11 protein-coding genes are annotated in these 17434 nt (G+C 69.6%); 4 read left to right on the top strand and 7 right to left on the bottom strand.

Features of this window, described 5'->3' with window-relative positions; translation table 11 throughout:
* Positions 1 to 72 precede the first annotated feature (72 nt).
* From ACH5AF_RS11775 to ACH5AF_RS11790, 4 genes are all read right to left on the bottom strand, one after another.
* Positions 73 to 1014 carry a hypothetical protein gene (locus ACH5AF_RS11775; protein WP_398901396.1) on the bottom strand — a complete coding sequence of 314 codons (942 nt, stop codon included), beginning with the start codon at positions 1012 to 1014 and terminating at the stop codon, positions 73 to 75.
* Between the two features lie 54 nt (positions 1015 to 1068).
* Positions 1069 to 2256 (bottom strand): DUF3696 domain-containing protein, encoded by a 1188-nt coding sequence (locus ACH5AF_RS11780; protein WP_398901397.1) that lies wholly within the window; start codon positions 2254 to 2256, stop codon positions 1069 to 1071.
* A complete protein-coding gene (locus tag ACH5AF_RS11785; protein ID WP_398901398.1) occupies positions 2253 to 3524 on the bottom strand; it encodes a DUF262 domain-containing protein in 1272 nt (423 codons plus the stop codon). The genes ACH5AF_RS11780 and ACH5AF_RS11785 overlap by 4 nt, the downstream gene beginning before the upstream one ends.
* A 100-nt stretch (positions 3525 to 3624) precedes the next feature.
* Positions 3625 to 4083 carry an ATP-binding protein gene (locus ACH5AF_RS11790; protein ID WP_398901399.1) on the bottom strand — a complete coding sequence of 153 codons (459 nt, stop codon included), beginning with the start codon at positions 4081 to 4083 and terminating at the stop codon, positions 3625 to 3627.
* Between the two features lie 243 nt (positions 4084 to 4326).
* On the opposite strand from ACH5AF_RS11790, the gene ACH5AF_RS11795 reads away from it, so the two are divergent.
* The 4 genes from ACH5AF_RS11795 (at position 4327) to ACH5AF_RS11810 (ending at position 7462) form a co-directional block, all read left to right on the top strand.
* On the top strand, positions 4327 to 4512 hold the full coding sequence (locus tag ACH5AF_RS11795) for a hypothetical protein (protein WP_398901400.1): 186 nt from the start codon (positions 4327 to 4329) through the stop codon (positions 4510 to 4512).
* Between the two features lie 500 nt (positions 4513 to 5012).
* Positions 5013 to 6119 carry a hypothetical protein gene (locus tag ACH5AF_RS11800; RefSeq protein ID WP_398901401.1) on the top strand — a complete coding sequence of 369 codons (1107 nt, stop codon included), beginning with the start codon at positions 5013 to 5015 and terminating at the stop codon, positions 6117 to 6119.
* A 297-nt stretch (positions 6120 to 6416) separates the two neighbouring features.
* Entirely contained in the window at positions 6417 to 7280 is an 864-nt protein-coding gene (locus tag ACH5AF_RS11805) for a helix-turn-helix domain-containing protein (RefSeq protein WP_398901402.1), read from the top strand.
* Positions 7277 to 7462, top strand: a complete 186-nt coding sequence (locus ACH5AF_RS11810) for a DUF397 domain-containing protein (protein ID WP_398901403.1) — start codon at positions 7277 to 7279, stop codon at positions 7460 to 7462. The genes ACH5AF_RS11805 and ACH5AF_RS11810 overlap by 4 nt, the downstream gene beginning before the upstream one ends.
* A gap of 45 nt (positions 7463 to 7507) precedes the next feature.
* Here ACH5AF_RS11810 and ACH5AF_RS11815 read toward each other — a convergent pair whose 3' ends face one another.
* The 3 genes from ACH5AF_RS11815 to ACH5AF_RS11825 form a co-directional block, all read right to left on the bottom strand.
* Positions 7508 to 13030 carry a DNA methyltransferase gene (locus ACH5AF_RS11815; RefSeq protein WP_398901404.1) on the bottom strand — a complete coding sequence of 1841 codons (5523 nt, stop codon included), beginning with the start codon at positions 13028 to 13030 and terminating at the stop codon, positions 7508 to 7510.
* A 1-nt stretch (position 13031) separates the two neighbouring features.
* The gene (locus ACH5AF_RS11820) at positions 13032 to 16052 is read right to left on the bottom strand and encodes an SNF2-related protein (RefSeq protein ID WP_398901406.1); all 3021 of its coding nucleotides are present in this window, start codon (positions 16050 to 16052) and stop codon (positions 13032 to 13034) included.
* Positions 16053 to 16171: 119 nt separating this feature from the next.
* Entirely contained in the window at positions 16172 to 17356 is a 1185-nt protein-coding gene (locus ACH5AF_RS11825) for a serine/threonine-protein kinase (protein WP_398901407.1), read from the bottom strand.
* Positions 17357 to 17434: the final 78 nt, after the last annotated feature.

Below are 17434 nucleotides of genomic sequence, written 5' to 3' on the forward strand. Positions count from 1 at the left end.
GAGCCGGGCATCCCAGAGGGCGCCCTTTCACCGCCCTACGGTAACGGCGCGGACAGACAGCCCGGGTCCGGCTCAGACGCCGAGCTTGCGTCCCACGTACGCGATGCGCAGGGTGCGCTCCTCGTGGACCAGCCGGAAGTGCATCCGGCCCGGCTTCGGCAGGAAGTCGCAGTGCCAGTCGAACAGCCGGTTCTCGCCGTCGATGTCGGGGAACCAGCACAGGCGCCGACGGGCCTCGAATTCGGTACGGACGTAGGAACGCCACTGGGGCGAGATGGGCTGCCGGTCCGGGTCCCAGTCGCTGACCGCGTCCTGGAGCTCCCCGAGCCGCTCGCCCACCGGCCGCACCCACGCCTCGGAGAGTTCGGCGAAGTGCTGCTCCGCGAGAGGCAGGAACTGAAGGAGCGGGAAGAGATCCGACCGGGCGGCCCACAGCTCCGCGCCGGATCGCAGGCCCTCGACGGCCTTCTGCCGGCCGGCGTCCGCGCCGCGCCGGATCCACGGCAGGTGGATCGTGACGTGCTCGCGGGTCGCGGCGTGGGAGATCTCCACCTCGGTGAGCGCGGTACCGCCGTCCTCGCCGTCGAGGAGTTCCTCCCGGACGAGGGTGAGCCGGTCGGTGGCCCAGCGCGGCTCGACCGGCAGGGAGACACCGAGGCCACCGGTCAGGTGCGCGGCTCCAAGCCCCTCGACCGTGTCCCCGTCGTGCCGGTACTCGACGTCGGAGTAGGTCTCCCCCTCGGGGAATGCTTCCCGGTGGGGCCACTTGGACTGGAGGATCGCCAGCCGCTGCCACAGGTCCTTGGTGCCCGGGGTGCCGATCCACTTGCCGATGGCGTGGCCGTGCGCGAGCTGTAACGCGGTGACCGGCTCCCGGGAGACCAGCAGGGTTCCCGCCCGGTCCTCCCTCGCAACCGCGAGGACGGCCCTGACCATCTCGGTCATGGCGCGGTTGACCCGCTCCGGGTCCGCTGTCGTTTCGCAGGACTTCTCGTTCAGGAACAGCTGCGGCACGTCTCCCCCTCCGCGACGGTGTGTGCGCCTTGCCCCGCCCTCCCCAGGCGGGTGTCAGCCGATGAGCTGGTCGAGCGTGTTCTCCAGCTCGTCGAAGAAGCCCTCGGGCCACTGGTCGAGCATGCCGTCAGTGTCGACCCGCGGGCTGACGACCTCCACGCCGGTGCCGTCGCCGCGGAAGTAGTGGAGCACCACCGACTCGGGGGCGAGCTGCCCCTGTTTCACGGCGAGCCGCACGCCGTTGATGACGTGGTCGCTGTGGGTCTCCATGATCACCTGCGCGCCCTGTGCGGCGGCCGCTGCGGCCAGGGCGGCCATCCGGGTCTGCCCCTGGGGGTGCAGGTGCGCCTCCGGGTTCTCCAGAAGGACCAGGGAGCCGGGGCGAGCGGTGAGGCAGGCCACCACGATCGGCAGGACGTAAGTGAGGCCGAAGCCGACGTTGCTGGGACGGCGGCGCCGGGTGGGGCCGAGTGTGCCCTGGAATCCGTACGAGAGTTGTACGGCGTCGGCGCCCTTGACGGCCGCGGCCTGGATGTCCACCCCGGGGCACAGTTCACCCATCCAGGCGGCGGCCTGGTCGAGGAACAGGTCGGACGCGGCAGCCGGATGGCGCAGGGGACCGGCGGGGACCTCGTCCCGGGTGTGGTGGCGTAGGAAGTTGACGGTGTGTTCGCCCCGTACTCCGAGAAAGGCACGGCCGATGGCCGCATGGTGGTCGCGCGGGTAGAACTCGGCGGGCGAGATCCGGTCGGCGTGCAGGTACTGGAAGGGGGCGGTGAGGAACGACGGGGCGACGGCCTGTGGCCCGGCCGGCCGGTCGCGCCCCTCCGAGGTGAAGGGCAGGTCCACGTCGAGCAGCGGCAACAGGTTCTGCTCGGCCTCGTACTCGACGGTCCAGCCGTAGTGGAACGGCCCCTCGTCGACGGCGAGGCCGATCCTGGCCTCCTCCTCCGCGAAGTCCTCGTGCAGGACGTCCTCGCCGGTGCCGAGACCGACGAGTTCGCCGTTGAGCAGGAATCCCTGGTTCATGACGCTGACCGTCAGTCCGGCCCGTTGGGCTTCGGGGATGTACTCGGAGACCGCGAGGTCGCCCGCCTCATATGACTGGCGCAGCAGGGCGATCGACTGGAGGACGCTGCTCTTGCCGGACGAGTTGAGCCCGGTGAGGAGGGTGAGCGGGCCCAGCGGTAAGGACACGTCTCTGAACGCCTTGAAGTTGTGCAGTGTCAGACGGTCGATCACTGTTCAGCCACCCCCCGGAACAGCCGTGCCACTTCCTGGAATCGGGTGCGGACCTTCCCCGGGTCCCCGGTGCTCACGGAGATCGACCGGTCGAAGTCCCAGTCGTCCATGAGCTCGAAGAACCTTTGGTGCACCCTCCCCCGAGACGCTACCAGTCTGTCCCGCTCGTGATCTTCGAGTAGCGCGAGATGGACGGAGATCGTCTCGAACAGTGCCTTGTTGATGGCGGGAGAGCTGCGCGGCCCCCCACGCCACTTGCGGAAGGCATGCTCATGGAACAAGTCCTGCGCGCACCGCATGGCCACCCGGAACTCCCGCGCATACTGCTCCCGCCGCTCTTCGGTGAGGGCGTTGATCCGGTACATCGCGTTGATGAGGAACTGATCGAAGTCCTTCTCGGAGTGCTCGGCGGGATTGCTCAGCCGGAAGGCGAGGAAGCGCAGCACCATCTCCCGGTCGGCCATCCGCTCATCGGAAACGCTCCACCGGGTGGCCTCTCCGAAGGCGGGATCCTCGGCCAGGTCGGCGAGGAACTCCCGGACGGGTCCCCGCACCAGCGCGTGCCTCAACTCCTGGGGCTTCAGCGGCATACCACCGGTGTTGATCCGGGAGAACACGTTGTACTTGACGGCCTCAGGGGTGCCCTGCTGCATGATGTGGACCGTGAGCTGGGTCTCCCGCAGCCGAATCTTCAGCCGCCCGGTCAGATCCTGGTACGTGCTGCCGTCGAACCGATAGAGGTAGTCCAGCCCCCGGAGGGTCAACGGGCCGAGGCCGGTGAGCCTTGGTTCCATGAACCGGGCGATGGCGGTGAGCCGCTGGACGCCGTCCACCACGGCCCACTTGTCCTCGTCGTCCTGGGCCATGTGGAAATTGGAGATCGGGATGCGCAGCAGCAGCGACTCGATCAGCCGGCTCTGATCCCGGTCGCTCCAGATTCCGGCCCGGCGCTGGAAGTCAGGCGCGAGGTCGATCATGCCCTCCCGCAGCCGGGACAGCAGCAGGTCCACGGTGGTGGTCTCGGTGTGGATCTTGATGCTGTCGGGCCGGAACGGGGCGGAGATGCCGTCGGCGTCGCTGTAGCCCTCGTCCTCCTCGTCGGAGGGAAGCTCCAGCTCCACGCCGGTCGGCCGTCCGTCGGACCCGATCTCGATGGCCGGCCCCAGCGGCAGGAAGAGCGCGTCCGGCTCGTCGACGTCCTCCGCCGTGGCGTACCGCACCGGCCGGTTCCGCCCGGTGCCCCCGGCACTGCCCTCCAGGTCCGTCATGGTCCCCGCTGCCTCCGCCGCCGCCCGATGCCGTTGCGGCCCAGCCTATAGACGGGCCTTACGGCCTGTCAGCGCGACCGTCCCGGGGCCGCAGGCACCGTCAGCGCGGCAGGTCCAGCTCGGCGGCGACCGTCTTGCCGACAGGGACGCGGTCGAGCACGTCCCACCGGTCGGCGAGCGCCTCCACGAGGAGCATGCCCCGGCCGGTCTCGGCGAGTGGCCGGGGCGCGGGGCGGGGCGCGCCGGGGGCCAGGGGCCGGAGCTCGCCCCGGGTGTCGGACACCTCGATGCGCAGGGTCCGGCCGAGGAGTTTGACTGTGACCTCGAAGTCCCGGCCGGGGACGCGGCCGTGCGTGACGGCATTGGCGGCGAGCTCGGCGACGAGCAGGGCGGCGGTGTCGGACGCCTCGCTACCGTGGGGCACGCCCCAGGAGTCGAGCTGGTGCTGAGCGAGCCTTCGGGCGAGGCGGGCGCCGCGCGGGGTGGAGCTGAAGCGCTGGGTGAACACACGTACGGTGATGGGCTCTTGACGGGACGCAGGCGTGGGCGGCGGTGTCATACGCCCAAATCTGATGGCCGAGCCGTGCCGTTCACCAGGGGAAACGCGCGTACGTCCAGTCGGCGTACGCGCACGGACGGTGGACGGTACGCGTCACCCGGCGTGACGACGGGGGCGAGTCGAGAGCGTGCCGGCAGGGCGACGTCACTTCTCCGGGAGAGTGGGGGCCATCTGGTCGATTCCCGGCCAACGTTCACCACCCCGCCCACCACCTTCACAGCGAGCACACGGACTGTCCCGGCCATGAACACAGGGGCGGGAGCGCGATGGAAGCGCATGAAGGCGTGGCGGACTTCGGCCTCAGCGGCTCTCAGCACGTGTGACGTCCAGATCACCGGGGCCCGGCGCGCCCGCTGCAAGGTGATCGCCGAGCAGCTCGGCTACAGCGACGACCACATCGACGACCGGTTGCCCATGGAACCGTCGTAAGGGTCGCCCGGGCGGCAGACCGTGTCCGGCTGCCGCCCGATGCCGTTCAGCGCGCGGTACTGCGCCGGTGAAGGCGGACTCGGCTGCACGTGGTCAGCATGCCCCCCGCGAGGAGGGTGCCGACCACGCCGACGTTGGAACCGACCACACGGAAACGGCGAGGACGCACACGCACCGGGGACGGTACTCAGGGCAACGGGTGCCCTCGCGATTACGCGCGCCGCGCACCCGCCCTTCACGGCCTGCTTGGGACACCAGGCGCGATCACACCGCGTCGGACACCCCAGAGGCAATCCCGCGGGCAACGCATTCCCTGAGAAATGAACACGGGCAGAGATAGCACTCACGATCGATGACGACCGGTTCGCTTCAAGATCCTGCCCACGGGGTAATCACCACCCAGCTTGCGGCTGGAATTCCCGCGTCCCGGATTCCGGTCGGCTCGCCACCGGAGTGCGTTCAGCAAATCGCATGAGCCAATCGCCCAGAGAGGCAGAACCATGGCAGCGCAGGAGCTTTTCGTCGACTGGACATTCCGCAACGAAGAGAGGACCCGAGCCGTCGGAACCCTGGGCGGCCACCAGGTGACCCTCACCGGGACGGCCACCGGACCGGTGTCGGAATTCAAACCCCTGGGCGCCGCCTATCTCGACGAGAACTGGGAGCAATTCGGGCTGGACCTCTTCACCCCGCAGATGCCCGACTCGGACATGATCGAAATCGTGGGCCTGACCGGCCATTCGTTCACCATCGGGTTCGAGACCGAGGTGCAGGACCTGGTCCTGCACCTGGGATCGCTCGCCTCGACCCTGGTGTTCACAGACCCGGCGAACGTGACGGTCACCAGACTCAGCGGTGACGACGATTTCAAGGCCGAAGGCAACAAGGTCGAAGGCCAGTACCACGAGCCTTCCGACGGCGGGCCCAGCGACTCCAACGGCAGCGTTCGCCTGCGCGGGCGCCAGCCATTCAACTCCCTCACGTTCACCCTGGTGCCGAATCACCCCGTCACCGGACACGACGGCGTGCACTTCCAGCTCGGCGGAAAGGTGGAACCGCTTCAGTTCGTCGACTGGGACAGCCGTAACGAGGAGAGGACCGAAGCCACCGGAAAGCTGGACGGCCACAGGGTGACCCTCACCGGAACGGCTGCCGGACCGGTGTCGGAATTCAAACCCCTGGGCACCGCCTATCTCGACGAGAACTGGGAGCAATTCGGGCTGGACCTCTTCACCCCGCAGATGCCCGACTCGGACATGATCGAAATCGTGGGCCTGACCGGCCATTCGTTCACCATCAAGCTCCAGAAAAAGATGGAGGACCTCGTCATCCATCTGGGATCGCTCGCCTCGACCCTGCTGTTCACAGACCCGGCGGACGTGACGGTCACCAAACTCAGCGGCGACGAAAATTTCCAAGCCGAAGGCAACAAGGTCGAAGGCCTGTATCACCAGCCTTCCGACGGCGGGCCCAGCGACTCCAACGGCAGCGTCCGACTCCACGCGCTCGAGCCTTTCAACTCCCTCACGTTCACCCTGGTGCCGAGGGCACCCGTCATCGGACACGACGGCGTGCACTTCCAGTTCGGCGGGACGCTGAAGCCGTGAGCTGAACTCCGGCAACGAACCGCGACCGCGAGGCCGGCCCCAACCGGGCATCTGCTGCCGTGGGCCGGCGCCCACCACCGCCTGCTTCATCGGACCTCACCTGGCGAGCACGGCCCTCCGGTTCGCCAGGTGATCCCAACAAACCTGTCCGGACGCCTCCGCGTTCGCCAACAATGGTCGCGCACGCTGCGTCAGCGTACGCGCACATTCGGTGGACAGTACGTGTCACCGCGCGTGACGATGGAGCCGAGTCAGTAGCGGTACGGGCGGTGGCGGGTGCGCGGGAGGTGGCCGACAGTGGCCTACGAATGCACGGACGGCGGTACGGGAGCGGGCGGCAGCGGCGAACCGGGGGTGTCGGACAGCCTGCGCACGTTCGGCGCGTTCGTGCAGGCGTTACGGGAGCACGCGGGCCTGAGCCGGGAGGAGTTCGGCGATCTGGTCCGCTTCTCGAAGCACACGGTCGCCTCGATCGAACAGGGCCGGCGCATGCCGGACCGCGACTTCGTGGAACGCGCGGAGGTGGCGCTCGGGAACACGGGGGCGCTGCGGAAGGCGGCGCCGCATCTGACGCGACAGGCGGGGCTGGCGAGTTGGTTCCGGCAGTGGGCGCGGCTGGAGACGACGGCAATCAGCCTGTACACGTACGAATGCCGGGTCGTGCCGGGTCTGTTGCAGACGGAGGCGTACGCGCGGGCGGTGTCGCTGGACGTGCCGCCGCTGCCCGACCCGGAGGAGTTGGAGGAGCGCATCGCGGCGCGGTTGGCACGACAGGAGTTGCTGGCGGTGACGCGGAAACCGCCGACGGCGTTCAGCTTCATCGTGGAGCAGGCGGTGCTGGAGCGGTGGACGGGTGGGGAGCGCGTGACGCGGCAACAGTTCGACCGGCTGCTGGAGTTGATCGAGCGGAACTGGAACGTGGAGTTTCAGGTGATGCCGCTGCGGCAGCCGTCACACGCGGGGATGGATGGGCCGATCATGCTGGCCGAGACGCCCGAAAACCGGTGGTTCGCCTACTCCGAGGGGCAGCAGAACGGACGGCTGATCGCCAACGCGAAAGAGATCAGCCTGCTCCAGCAGCGGTATGCGAAACTGCGCTCACAGGCCCTGACCCCCGAGGACTCGTTGGGCCTGTTGAAGCGATTGCGAGGAGCGCTATGAGCACGTCCGAACTGGCCTGGTTCAAGAGCAGTTACAGCGGCTCGCAGGGTGACGCCTGCATCGAGGTGGCGAAGGGGACGCAGGCGATCCACGTCCGGGACTCCAAGGACCAGCGAAGCCCCGAACTCGCCCTCTCCCCCACCGCATGGGACGACTTCGTCTCCTACGCCGCCCAGGGCTGACCCTCGCGCCCCGCGCCGGAACCGTCCGGCGCGGGGCGCTGCCGTTCACTTGCCCTTGGCGGTGGCTTCCCGTAGCCGCGCGGTGAAGTAGGCGTGCGCCTCACGCATCTCCTTCTCGCGGTCGGCCTTGTAGAAGGGGGCGGTGTAGCCCTCCGGAGGCTCGGAGCGCCCCTGCTTCTGGTAGGCGAGGAACTGCTCGTAGTGGTCCTTGGTCTGGCCGAAGCCGTACGTGTGCCTAGCGCCTGCGATCTTGCGTTCGGTGGCGTCGAACCAAGTGACCGCGTCGAAGTCCTGCATGATCGGGAACCGGGACTTGTACATCGCCGCAAGAGCGTCTGCGCTTACCCCGAGCCATACAGCGACCAGGGCGTCGATCTCCACCAGCGCTGCCCTACGCGCCCGCTCGCTGCGAAGCGGAGTCGCCCGCTCCCACGTTGGGCCGACCTCATGGAGAGGTTGTATGTCCGGCCACTCCACTGCCCAGGGTTCGTAGCCTGGCCACGTCGGTTCGTACAGCTCCTCCCACAGGTCCGCGTAGGCAGAGGTCAGGCAGTTCAGGCGCAGGGTGCGCAACAAGAGGGCTGAATCAAGCGGGTGGTCGACATCTGGCGCTGGCAGCCGTCTCGCTGTAGCCACATCGAGGTTCCGCACCCGAACAGTGCGCAGCAAGTAGTCCACTGGGAGCGACGCCCAGAAGCCAGCCAGCAGTGCAGTGCTCCGGTTGTCGGGCAGAGCACCGCTGCGCAGAGCGTCTACGTGTGCGGCCCCCGGAGGCAACAAGGCTGTGTAGAGCGCCCTCTCCGTATCGGGCGCGATCATCTTGCGCCACGCCACCCGATAGAACTCCGTGTACGGCCGCTGCAGCCGCCGCAGGAGCTCCGCCTCCACCTGCTCCTCGGTCACGTCCGCCGACGCCACCCCGAGCCGCCCGGCCGCGACGTTCCGCGCCCGCGACACCTCACGCTCGGACGCCCTGAGCTGCTCCAGCGTCCTGCCGTCGCTCCACACGTCCTGCACGGCCCGGTACGCCGCCGGCTTGGCGACGTACACGTACTCGGACTCGGGCACGGCCTCGTCCGCCAGCGTCGCCGGGTTGAGGCCCAGGACCTCGCCGCTGCCCTGGCTCGGCTGCTTGAACAGCGGATTGGCCAGGCCGATCTGCGGGCCCTTGAGGATCACCTCGGACCAGTCGGCCGGCCGCCGGACCACACCAGCGTCGTCCGGCGTGTTGTAGTCGATGAGGTCGTCGTCCTTGGCGGTCTTCTCGTTGTAACCACTGCTGATCTGCGGCTCGTACACCGCGAGCCGCAGCGGATAGTCAGCGAGCGCCTCGATCGCGAGCTCCTCGGCTGTACTCACTGGCGACAGCAGCCGGGCCTGGCGGACGGGCTGTGTCTCGTCACCGGTGAGCTTCTGCCACCGGGCGAGCGTCGCTTCGTCCACCCGGACGATCCGTTTGCGGTGCGGGCGTTCATCCCAGCTGTCGCCGTATTTGATCCCAGGGTCCGGAGCCGTTCCGTCATCCTCGGCCGACAGTCGCAGGGCATCCACGGAAACGAGCCATGACAGGTGGTCAAAGTCAATCTCCCCTTCCTGCCCGTAGATGTGCACGCCAAAGTGACTGGCATGACCGACAGGGGGTGGAAAGAAGCGGTTGCCCTGATTCACGAAGTCGCCGTGCACCCGCAGTCTGGTGTAGGCGGCCTCACGCAGACGCCCTTCCTTGTCACCGCTGAAATGCGAGTCCGGATGCACGAGCCCCACCGTGCCCTCGTCAGCCAGGTGTTCCCAGGTACGGCACATGAACGCCCGATACAAGTCCGGACGCGTACCCGAGATGAGCGGATACAGCACAGCACTGCCCAGCAGCTCGGCTGTTCCTGTCGTCCCGGTCAAGTCGCGCAGGTACTCCGTGCGATCGGCCGCGTTCTCCAGAACCGCACTCTTACGCTCCCTCCGTGCTGTGACCGACTGCTTCTCTTCGAGCTGGAACCACGGCTCGAACTCGGCTAGGGCAACGCTCTCGTTCCAGTCCGGCCGCACCCACGGCGGATTCCCCACCTGAAGGTCGAACCCGCCCCCCTTGCCCCTGAACACGTGCGCGAAGTGCAGCTCCCAGTGGAAGAAGCCGTGGCCGTCCTCCGCCTTTATGTCCTTCTCCGTCGTGCCGGCGATGTCCTCCACCGTGTTCAGCCAGGGGAAGCGGAACGGCAGCAGCGCCGCCGGTTCCATGCCGAGGAAGCCCTCCAGACGGTCCTCGACGTCGCCCAGCAGCTCCAGCGCCTCGTCCGGGCTCAGGTTCTCGATGCCCGAGAGCAACGAGTTCTCGGGCATGTCGACCTTGCCGAGGACCTTCTCCAGGAAATCCAGCCAGTCGCCGAAGCTCTGGAGCGGGATGGTCTTCCGCTCAGGCTTCTTCCCGCGCGTCGTACCCGACGAGCTCCGCTTCGGCCCGGTCACCGGCCCCGCGCCCAGTTCCTGCTGCTCGCCGTCCGGGTCGTCGAACAGCCCGGACGCCTGCCACAGTTGGTCCCCAGGTGCCGGGCCGGTCGGCTCCACCGGCTCCTTCGCGACGACCCCCGCGGGCGAGCCGCCCAGCAGTCCCGCAACCGACGACTCGTCGACGAGCCCGCCACCCTTCCCGTACACCGGGTCCGTGCCATCCAGTTCGCCGACCTTGTCCAGCGGCCAGAACCACAGCGCGCACCACGCGTCCATCACGGTCTTGAGCCGCCAGTACGGCGTGCCCTGACGGGTCAGGTCGTCGAGGACCTTCTGCTTGTCTTCTGCTTCCGACGACTGCTCCAGCCAGTCCGCGCCCCACACGTCGATTCGGCGGGCGACCGCCCGCTCGGAGAGTTCCAGACGGGTGGCGACCAGCTGCCACAGGAACTCGGCGCGCCGGGCCACGCCCTGCAACCGGCCCAGCTCCGTCTTCGCCGCCGCCTTCTGCCACCGCTCGTAGCGCTTCTGCCGTGCCTCGTCGGTCTCGTCGCCGCGCTCCTGGAACGGCTTCGGCCCCTTCGGGGCCTTCTGCACGCCCTTGCGCCACGTGCCGAGCGCCTTGGCCTCGTCCTCCGCGAGCTTCTTCGCCTCCGGCTCCCCCGCGACCGCGCCCCAGCCGATCGCCGGCAGCAGGAACTGGTGCACCGCGCCCTCGGGCAGCGGGCCGTCACGGAAGGGCAGGTCGGCCGGCGGCAGGGTGTTCTTCTTCGCCAGCCACGCACCATCGTTGAGAACATCGGCCTTGTAGACCTTCCGCCCCGCGCCGATGAGCGAGTTGCCGCGCCGCAGGTGCAGGCCGAACCACGGCGCCCGCATCCCCGGGTGCATGGAGTTGAGCCACAGCGAGACCTCCGCCAGCTCCACCGCCGTGGCGTTGAGGTCGACGCCGTACGCGTTGTGCAGGGCGATGTACGCCTTGGCCTTCTGGAGCTCGATCTGCCGCAGCTCGGGGTCCACCCGGCGGCCCAGCTCGTGTTCGCGCCGCCTCAGGTACTCGGCGGCCACCTGGTCGATGGCCTCGTTGAGGAACGCGCCCGACCCGAGGGCCGGTTCGCAGATCTTCCACTCCAGGAGTTCCCTGGCCGGGGTGACGGTGTCGTGCTGGTCGAGGCGGTGCTTGAGGGCCAGTTCGACCGTGACCTCGGTGAGGGACTTCGGCGTGTAGTACGAGGCGGAGGTCTGGCGGTCGCGGCCGGCCAGGCGGTAGACGAACGAGTCCCTGGGGTGGACCACCCGCTCGAGCAGACCGGTCTCCTCGTTCGTCCGCTTGACGAAGACCTCGTCCTTGTAGTGCTGGGCGCGTGAGGCGGGGATGGTCCAGCTGCCGCCCGAGGGGTCGCCCCCCTTGGCGACCTCGTACAGCTCCTCCTCGGCGATGGAGCCGGTGTAGGACATCAGGCCCTCGTACACCGCGCCGAGCTGGTTGATGCCGAGCTGGGCGTACGAGATGAACCCGCCGCGTTCCCTCCCCTTGCCCTTGGTGAGCATCAGGCGGCGCAGCACCTTGTGCAGTGTCTCGTTGCGCAGCCGGGTGTCCAGGAACGGGCGGCGCCGCTCGCCCTCGCCGCCCCGGTACGCCGGGTTCTCGATCTGGTCGTCCGAGATGAGGCGGACGGCCTCCTTGGTGAAAAGCTCGGAGCTCAGGGCCTCGAAGCGCAGACCCGCGCTCGTGCTGCGGGCGGCGGCACGGCGCACGCGGTCGGCCTCGCGGACGCGTTCGGTGTGCTCGGCCGGGGTGATCGTGCCGGCGGCGAGCAGCCGGGCCGCCTCGTTCTCCGCCTCGGTGGCCTCGCGGGCGGCGGCCTCGGCCGCCAGGTCCTCGGGCTCGGTGCCGTAGCGGCGGTGGCCGTTCTCGACCTTCTCGAAGAGCAGGTCCAGCGACTCGTACAGGTGGAAGCCTCGCCGGGAGCGTTCGCCGACCAGGTCGCGCAGGACGAGGTCGCCGAGGCGCTGGAGGCCGTAGCCCTGTTCGTACTCCGGATAGTCGGAGGGCAGGATGCCGAGCGTGGGGCTGGCCTCCGCGTAGAGGAGGAACAGGATCCGGTACAGGTAGCGCAGCGACTCGCGGCTGAGCTCCTTGGCCAGCCTGGCGGGGTCGTCGAGCTCGGCCGGGGTGATGCCGTTCTGCGGTTCGCGCAGGCGGTCCAGGACTTCGTTGGCGATCCACTCGACGCTCAGGCGCAGGCCCTCGCGCAGTTCCGTGGAGACGCCGACGGCGTGCTTGCCGGACCTGTCGAGGAAGCCGGCGAGCGGGGCGGTGCCGCCCTCGGCGGGGACGCGCAGCGAGTCGGCGCCGAAGAGTGCGGCCACCGTGTCGAGTTCACCGCCGTGGCGGTCGTCGCGGCGGTTGAGCGCCGCGTCGAGGTCGGCGGCCAGGTAGCGGCCCTCGTGCCAGGCGAGGCGGTCGGCGAGGACGATGACGCCGCCGACGAGCAGGAGGACGTAGCGCGGGGGTGTGTCGCAGGCGAAGAGGAAGTCAGTGAGCGCCTTGGCGTCCTCCAGCGGAGCCGCCGACGCCTCCAGCGCCACAGGGTGGAGCAGGCGGCCGGCGCCGTCCGGGTCGAGCGCGGCGTCGGGCTCGGTGGTCCAGCCGCAGGAGACGGCGTACAGGCCGGTTTCTGCGTGGGCGACCTGGAGGGTGTACGCGTGGTCGGAGCGGTGGACGGTGACCGTCTGCTCGTGGGCGTCGGTGTAGCCGAGGGCGTGCAGGGTGTCCAGATGGACCTCGGTGAACCGCTTCCGCCAGCCTTCGGGTTCGGGCGCGCCCGGGTCGGCGAGCGCTTCCGCGTCCTCGGTGAGGGCGGCGCGGCCCGCGAAGTAGGGACCGCGCAGGGCACGCAGGCCCTCGCGGGGGGTGCGGGCGCGCGGAGGCACGGAGCCCGCATCGCCGCCCCGGCTGCGGGCCTCGGCGACGGCGTCGGTGTACCGGCGGCGTTCCTCTTCCTCGAACGCGGCCCAGCGGGCGAGGAGGCCGTCCTTGGCCTTGAGATCCTTGGGGAGGACTTCGGCGAGATAGTGGGCCGAGAGGTAGTCGCCGTGGTTGACCAGCGAGTCGTACGTCACGTCAGATCTCCGCCTGGGCGTCGGACGGGTGAGAGTCGATGGCGACAGGTGCCGTCGCGGAACCGGCGTCGGGGGCGTCCGGGTCGCCAGGGCGATCGAGGACGGCCAGGACGCGCAGCAGCGGACGGCCGGTGGTGTGCAACTGGTCGAGCAGCCGGGCCAGTTCGTCGGCGGTCTCCTCGACGAGGCGTTCGCGGCGGCCCGTGATGCCGGGCAGCAGCGAGTCGGTACGCCACCGGGCGACATGGTCGCGGTAGCCGGCGAGGGGCTCGCTGATCTGCTCCTCCCACGCGGCCCTCCCCGCCTCCAGGTGTGCGCGTGCGGCGGCGACGGCGGCCGGGACGAGGGCCTGGAGGCGGTCCAGATCGCGCGGCCCGCCGGTACGTGCGAGCCGGGGGCCGACCTTCCCGTCGCGCAGCGCGTCCGCCATGGGGCGCACCTCGGGTGTTCCGGTGCCATCGGCGTCGAGGCCGGTCACGGCCATCCAGCGCACGACGGTGGGGCGGCCCAGTGCGTTGGAGTGAATGCCCTGGACGAGGAACACCGGTCCGTCGACGTGGGGCGTGGTGATGACCGGAGCCTCCTGCCGGCCGAACTCGACGAGGACCTTGTCCGTCAGCCACTCCACCACCGGGTGGATGTCGGTGAGGAAGGAGACCTCCGGCCACATGGTGCTGCTGCTGTCCCTGGCCTCGGTGAGCTTGCGCTGCGCGAGCGTGCGATCGAAGGTGACCAGCATCCGCTCGGCGACACGCTGCTCCTTGAGATAGGAGGGCGGCAGCGCCTTGAGGCGGTGGAGCAGGTCGGGGGCCATCGCCGGGGAGAGCGAGAAGTACGCGCCGCCCTTGGCGTCGCTGCCGGACGACAGGCCGATCAGGTCCTCGGCGCGCTCCTCGTAGACCTCGTCGAGGGCGGTGGAGACGAAGTCGGCCGTGTCGCCCTCGAAGAGGGAGATCAGCTCGGCGCGCGGGGGCAGCTCGTGCTCGGTGATCGTGCCCACCTGGCCGAACAGGTCGGCGAGCGCGGTGTCGTCGGCGGGGGCGGATTCCAGGAATTCCTCGACCGTGCCGCCCCGGACGAGTTCCCTGATGAGCCGGCGTTCCTCCTCCTCGGCCCGGTAGAAACCGGACACGGCCTCGGCCGTGCCGTCCAGCTTGTGCGCCTCCTCCTCCCGCAGGAGCAACTTCTCGGCGACCGTGCGGTCGTCCTTGGCGCCGGGGACGGCGGAGGTGAGGATCAGCGCCCGGAACTGGGGCTCGTGCTTCTGCCCGTACCGGTCGATACGGCCGTTGCGCTGCTCGATGCGGATCAGCGACCACGGGATGTCGTAGTGGATCAGGTGGTGGCACTGGCGGTGCAGGTTGACGCCCTCGGAGGCGACATCGCCGGTGAACAGCAGCCGGACCGGGTTGTCGGCCAGGCCGAACGCCTCCAGGACCTTGTTCTGCTCGTCGTCGCTGAGTCCGCCGTGCATGACCGTGACGGCCTTCGACGTGGCGTCCGCGCCGACGGGGAAGCCCAGACGGGCGGGGACGACCTCGGACAGCCATGTGAGCGTGCGGACGCGTTCGGAGAAGACGACGGCCCGGGTGGTGGACCGGGGGCCGACGCCGATCTCCTTCAACTGCTCGACGAGGGCGTCGAGTTTGGCGGAGTCGCCGGGTGCGGTGCCGTCGCCCATGCCCGCGACGATCTCCCGCAGCCGGGCCAGGGCCGCCTGCTCCGGGGCGATGGCCGGGTCGGGCCGCAACCCCTTCTCCTCGGCCTTGCGGACCCGGTCGCCGAGCGAGGCGATACGGTTGGCGACCGTCTCACCGAGGGCCATGTGGGAGGACAGGAACGTCTTGAGCAGGTTGTAGGCGAAGAGCTGCTCGGTGGCGACCGAGGTGCGGTCCTGGTCGGCCGTGCCGAAGTCCGTACTCGCCGGCGGCGCGGGGAGCCAGTGCTCGACCAGCTCGGCGAAGATCCGTTCCTCCGCCTCCGTGGCGGCGCAGTGGAGGGACACGGTGGGGCCGCGGTCGGGCCACTCGGTGCCCATCTCGTCCCGCACCTCGGGGCTGACCTTGGTCCGCCGGATGTAGAGGTGTCCCAGGTCCTGTGCCGGGTCGTAGTGGTCGGGGTCGGCGATGGCGGCCGGGTCGAGCAGCGAGATCAGGTCGGCGAAGGAGCGCTTGTCGCCGTTGTGCGGGGTGGCGCTGGCGAGCAGCAGGGCGTCCGTGCGCGGGGCGAGGATCTCGGCGAGGGCACGGCGCTGGCTGCCGGGGTTGATCAGGTTGTGGGACTCGTCGATGACGACCGCGTCCCAGCGGATGCGCTCCAGGTGGTGCCGGTACTGGCCGATGTTCTTGAGCGTGTCCACGGAGATGATCACGCGCTTGTAGTGCGTGAAGGGATTCCGGCCCGCCGGGATCTCCCGCTGGATGCGCTGGACGCCGAGGGAGTCGAGCCGCACGAGCGGGATCGAGAAACGCGTCCACAGCTCGTGCTGGAACTGCTCCAGGATGCTCTGCGGGGTCACGACCAGGATGCGCTCACCCCGGCCGCGGCGGATGAGCTCCGCGAGGGTCAGGCCGATCTCCAGGGTCTTGCCGAGGCCGACGACGTCGGCGATCAGGACCCGGGGGCGGAGGTTGCGCATGGACAGGGCGAGTTCGGCGGGGCGCTGCTGGTAGACGAGCGGGTCGAGCAGGAAGCGGTCGGTGAGCGCCAGGCCCCGCTCCGACTGCGGCAGCGGCGTCTTGCGCAGCACGGCTTCGATGAAGAGGCGGCTGCGCCGGAAGTACGAGGAGGTGTCGGGGACGAGGCGCGTCTTCTCCGGGTCGAGCAGCTCCACGTCGTCGATCCCGCTGAAGAAGACCGCTTCCTCGTCGCGGACGAACTCGGAGACGCCGACCGCTTCGATCTTCTCGCCGTCGTGGTCGGTGGGAACGGTGTTGCGGACGAGCCACTCCTCGTCACGGACGAGGATCTGCGCACCCGGCGGGAACCGGGTCTCCCCCTGCGTCGCCCCCTGGTCGGTCACCCGCGATCCCTCCGTCGTCCCCTGCGCGTGCGGCCCTGCGCCTCGCAGCCCTGCGACGGCAAGTCTGTCACGGCGGCGGGGGCGGCCGTGCGTGCCTGGAGAAGGGGCAGCGTCACACCTCAGAAGCGCGCCTCACGTGCGTAGGCGGCACGGATCCGTTCGGCGATCCGCAGGGGTGCGGTGGGGCGGACTCCGGTGGCGCCGCGGCCCCGGGGCGGGGGCCCGCCCTGCCCGGCGGCCACGACGGACGGGACGGCGTCCTCGGGTTCCTCGCCGGGGTCGCCGTCGACGGGATGTGGCTCCGCTCCGGCCGGCGCCGACACACCCGCCTCCTCGTCGTCCTCGGTCGCTGCCACATCGACGGCGCTCGGCGTGTAGGCAGGCTCACCGGCTCCGGCCTCGAAGGCGGGTGCGGGGAGCTGAGGCACGACGATCTCAGGAGTCAGGTCGGTAAGGCGGCGCTTGGCCTGCAGCGCCGTCAGGCCCAGGCCGCGGATGACGCGGACAAGCCGCTCGATGACCTGAGGAAGAGCGGGCCGGGCCGTCGGGTCCACGGCCAGCATGTCCGTGATCAGGGGCGCGAGCTCCGACGGCAGACCGGTCAGGTCCGGACGGGTCTCGGGATCCTCGATCTTCAGAGCGACGGACTGCCAAGTCGGCCCCTCATACGGATAGTGCCCGGTCGCCGCGAACAGCAGCACCGCGCCCAGCGCGTAGACATCGGCCGACCGGTCCAACTGGTGCTCGCCCCGGGCCTGCTCCGGCGGCATGCACAACACGCTGCCGACGACGAAGCCGGTGGCCGTCAGGGTGGTGCGGCGTTCCGCGAAGACAGCCAGACCGAAGTCGATCACCTTGGGGCCGTACTCGGCCAGCAGGATGTTCTGCGGCTTCAGGTCCCGGTGGAGCAGGCCCGCCTCGTGCACCGTGCCGAGCCCCTCGGCCAGCAGCGCCCCGAGGCTCGCGGTCTCGGCGAGCGGGAGAGGACCGTGCCCGGACACGAAGGTGCGCAGATCCGGTCCGGGCACGTACTCCACCGCCAGCCAGGGCTGATCCGCGCCCGCGTCCGCCCCCACGAAGGCCGCGACGAACGGACCGTACACGGTGCGCAGGCTCTCCACTTCGGACAGGAAGCGGGCACGGGTGTCCTCGTCGAGCACCGAGGGCTTGATGACCTTCACGGCGGCCTGGTGTCCGGCCACGGACTCGCCGAGGAACACCTGGCCCATCCCGCCGGACCCGATGCGGCACACGAGGGCGAAGCCCCCGATCGTCTTCGGGTCGTCGTCCCTCAGTGGCTCCATGGTGCTGCGTCTCCCCCTTGCGGCCTGCGTGCCGTCGCTCCGGACGTGAACGGCCCATGGCCCGAAGTCAGTTTATGC

The sequence above is a fragment of the Streptomyces sp. NPDC018833 genome (assembly GCF_044390825.1).
In the GTDB taxonomy this organism is placed as follows: domain Bacteria; phylum Actinomycetota; class Actinomycetes; order Streptomycetales; family Streptomycetaceae; genus Streptomyces.

Coding starts and splice junctions, on each gene's coding strand:
- ACH5AF_RS11800 (WP_398901401.1), top strand. CDS start 5,013: ATGGCAGCGCAGGAGCTTTTCGTCGACTGGACATTCCGCAACGAAGAG.
- ACH5AF_RS11795 (WP_398901400.1), top strand. CDS start 4,327: ATGAACACAGGGGCGGGAGCGCGATGGAAGCGCATGAAGGCGTGGCGG.
- ACH5AF_RS11790 (WP_398901399.1), bottom strand. CDS start 4,083: ATGACACCGCCGCCCACGCCTGCGTCCCGTCAAGAGCCCATCACCGTA.
- ACH5AF_RS11810 (WP_398901403.1), top strand. CDS start 7,277: ATGAGCACGTCCGAACTGGCCTGGTTCAAGAGCAGTTACAGCGGCTCG.
- ACH5AF_RS11825 (WP_398901407.1), bottom strand. CDS start 17,356: ATGGAGCCACTGAGGGACGACGACCCGAAGACGATCGGGGGCTTCGCC.
- ACH5AF_RS11785 (WP_398901398.1), bottom strand. CDS start 3,524: ATGACGGACCTGGAGGGCAGTGCCGGGGGCACCGGGCGGAACCGGCCG.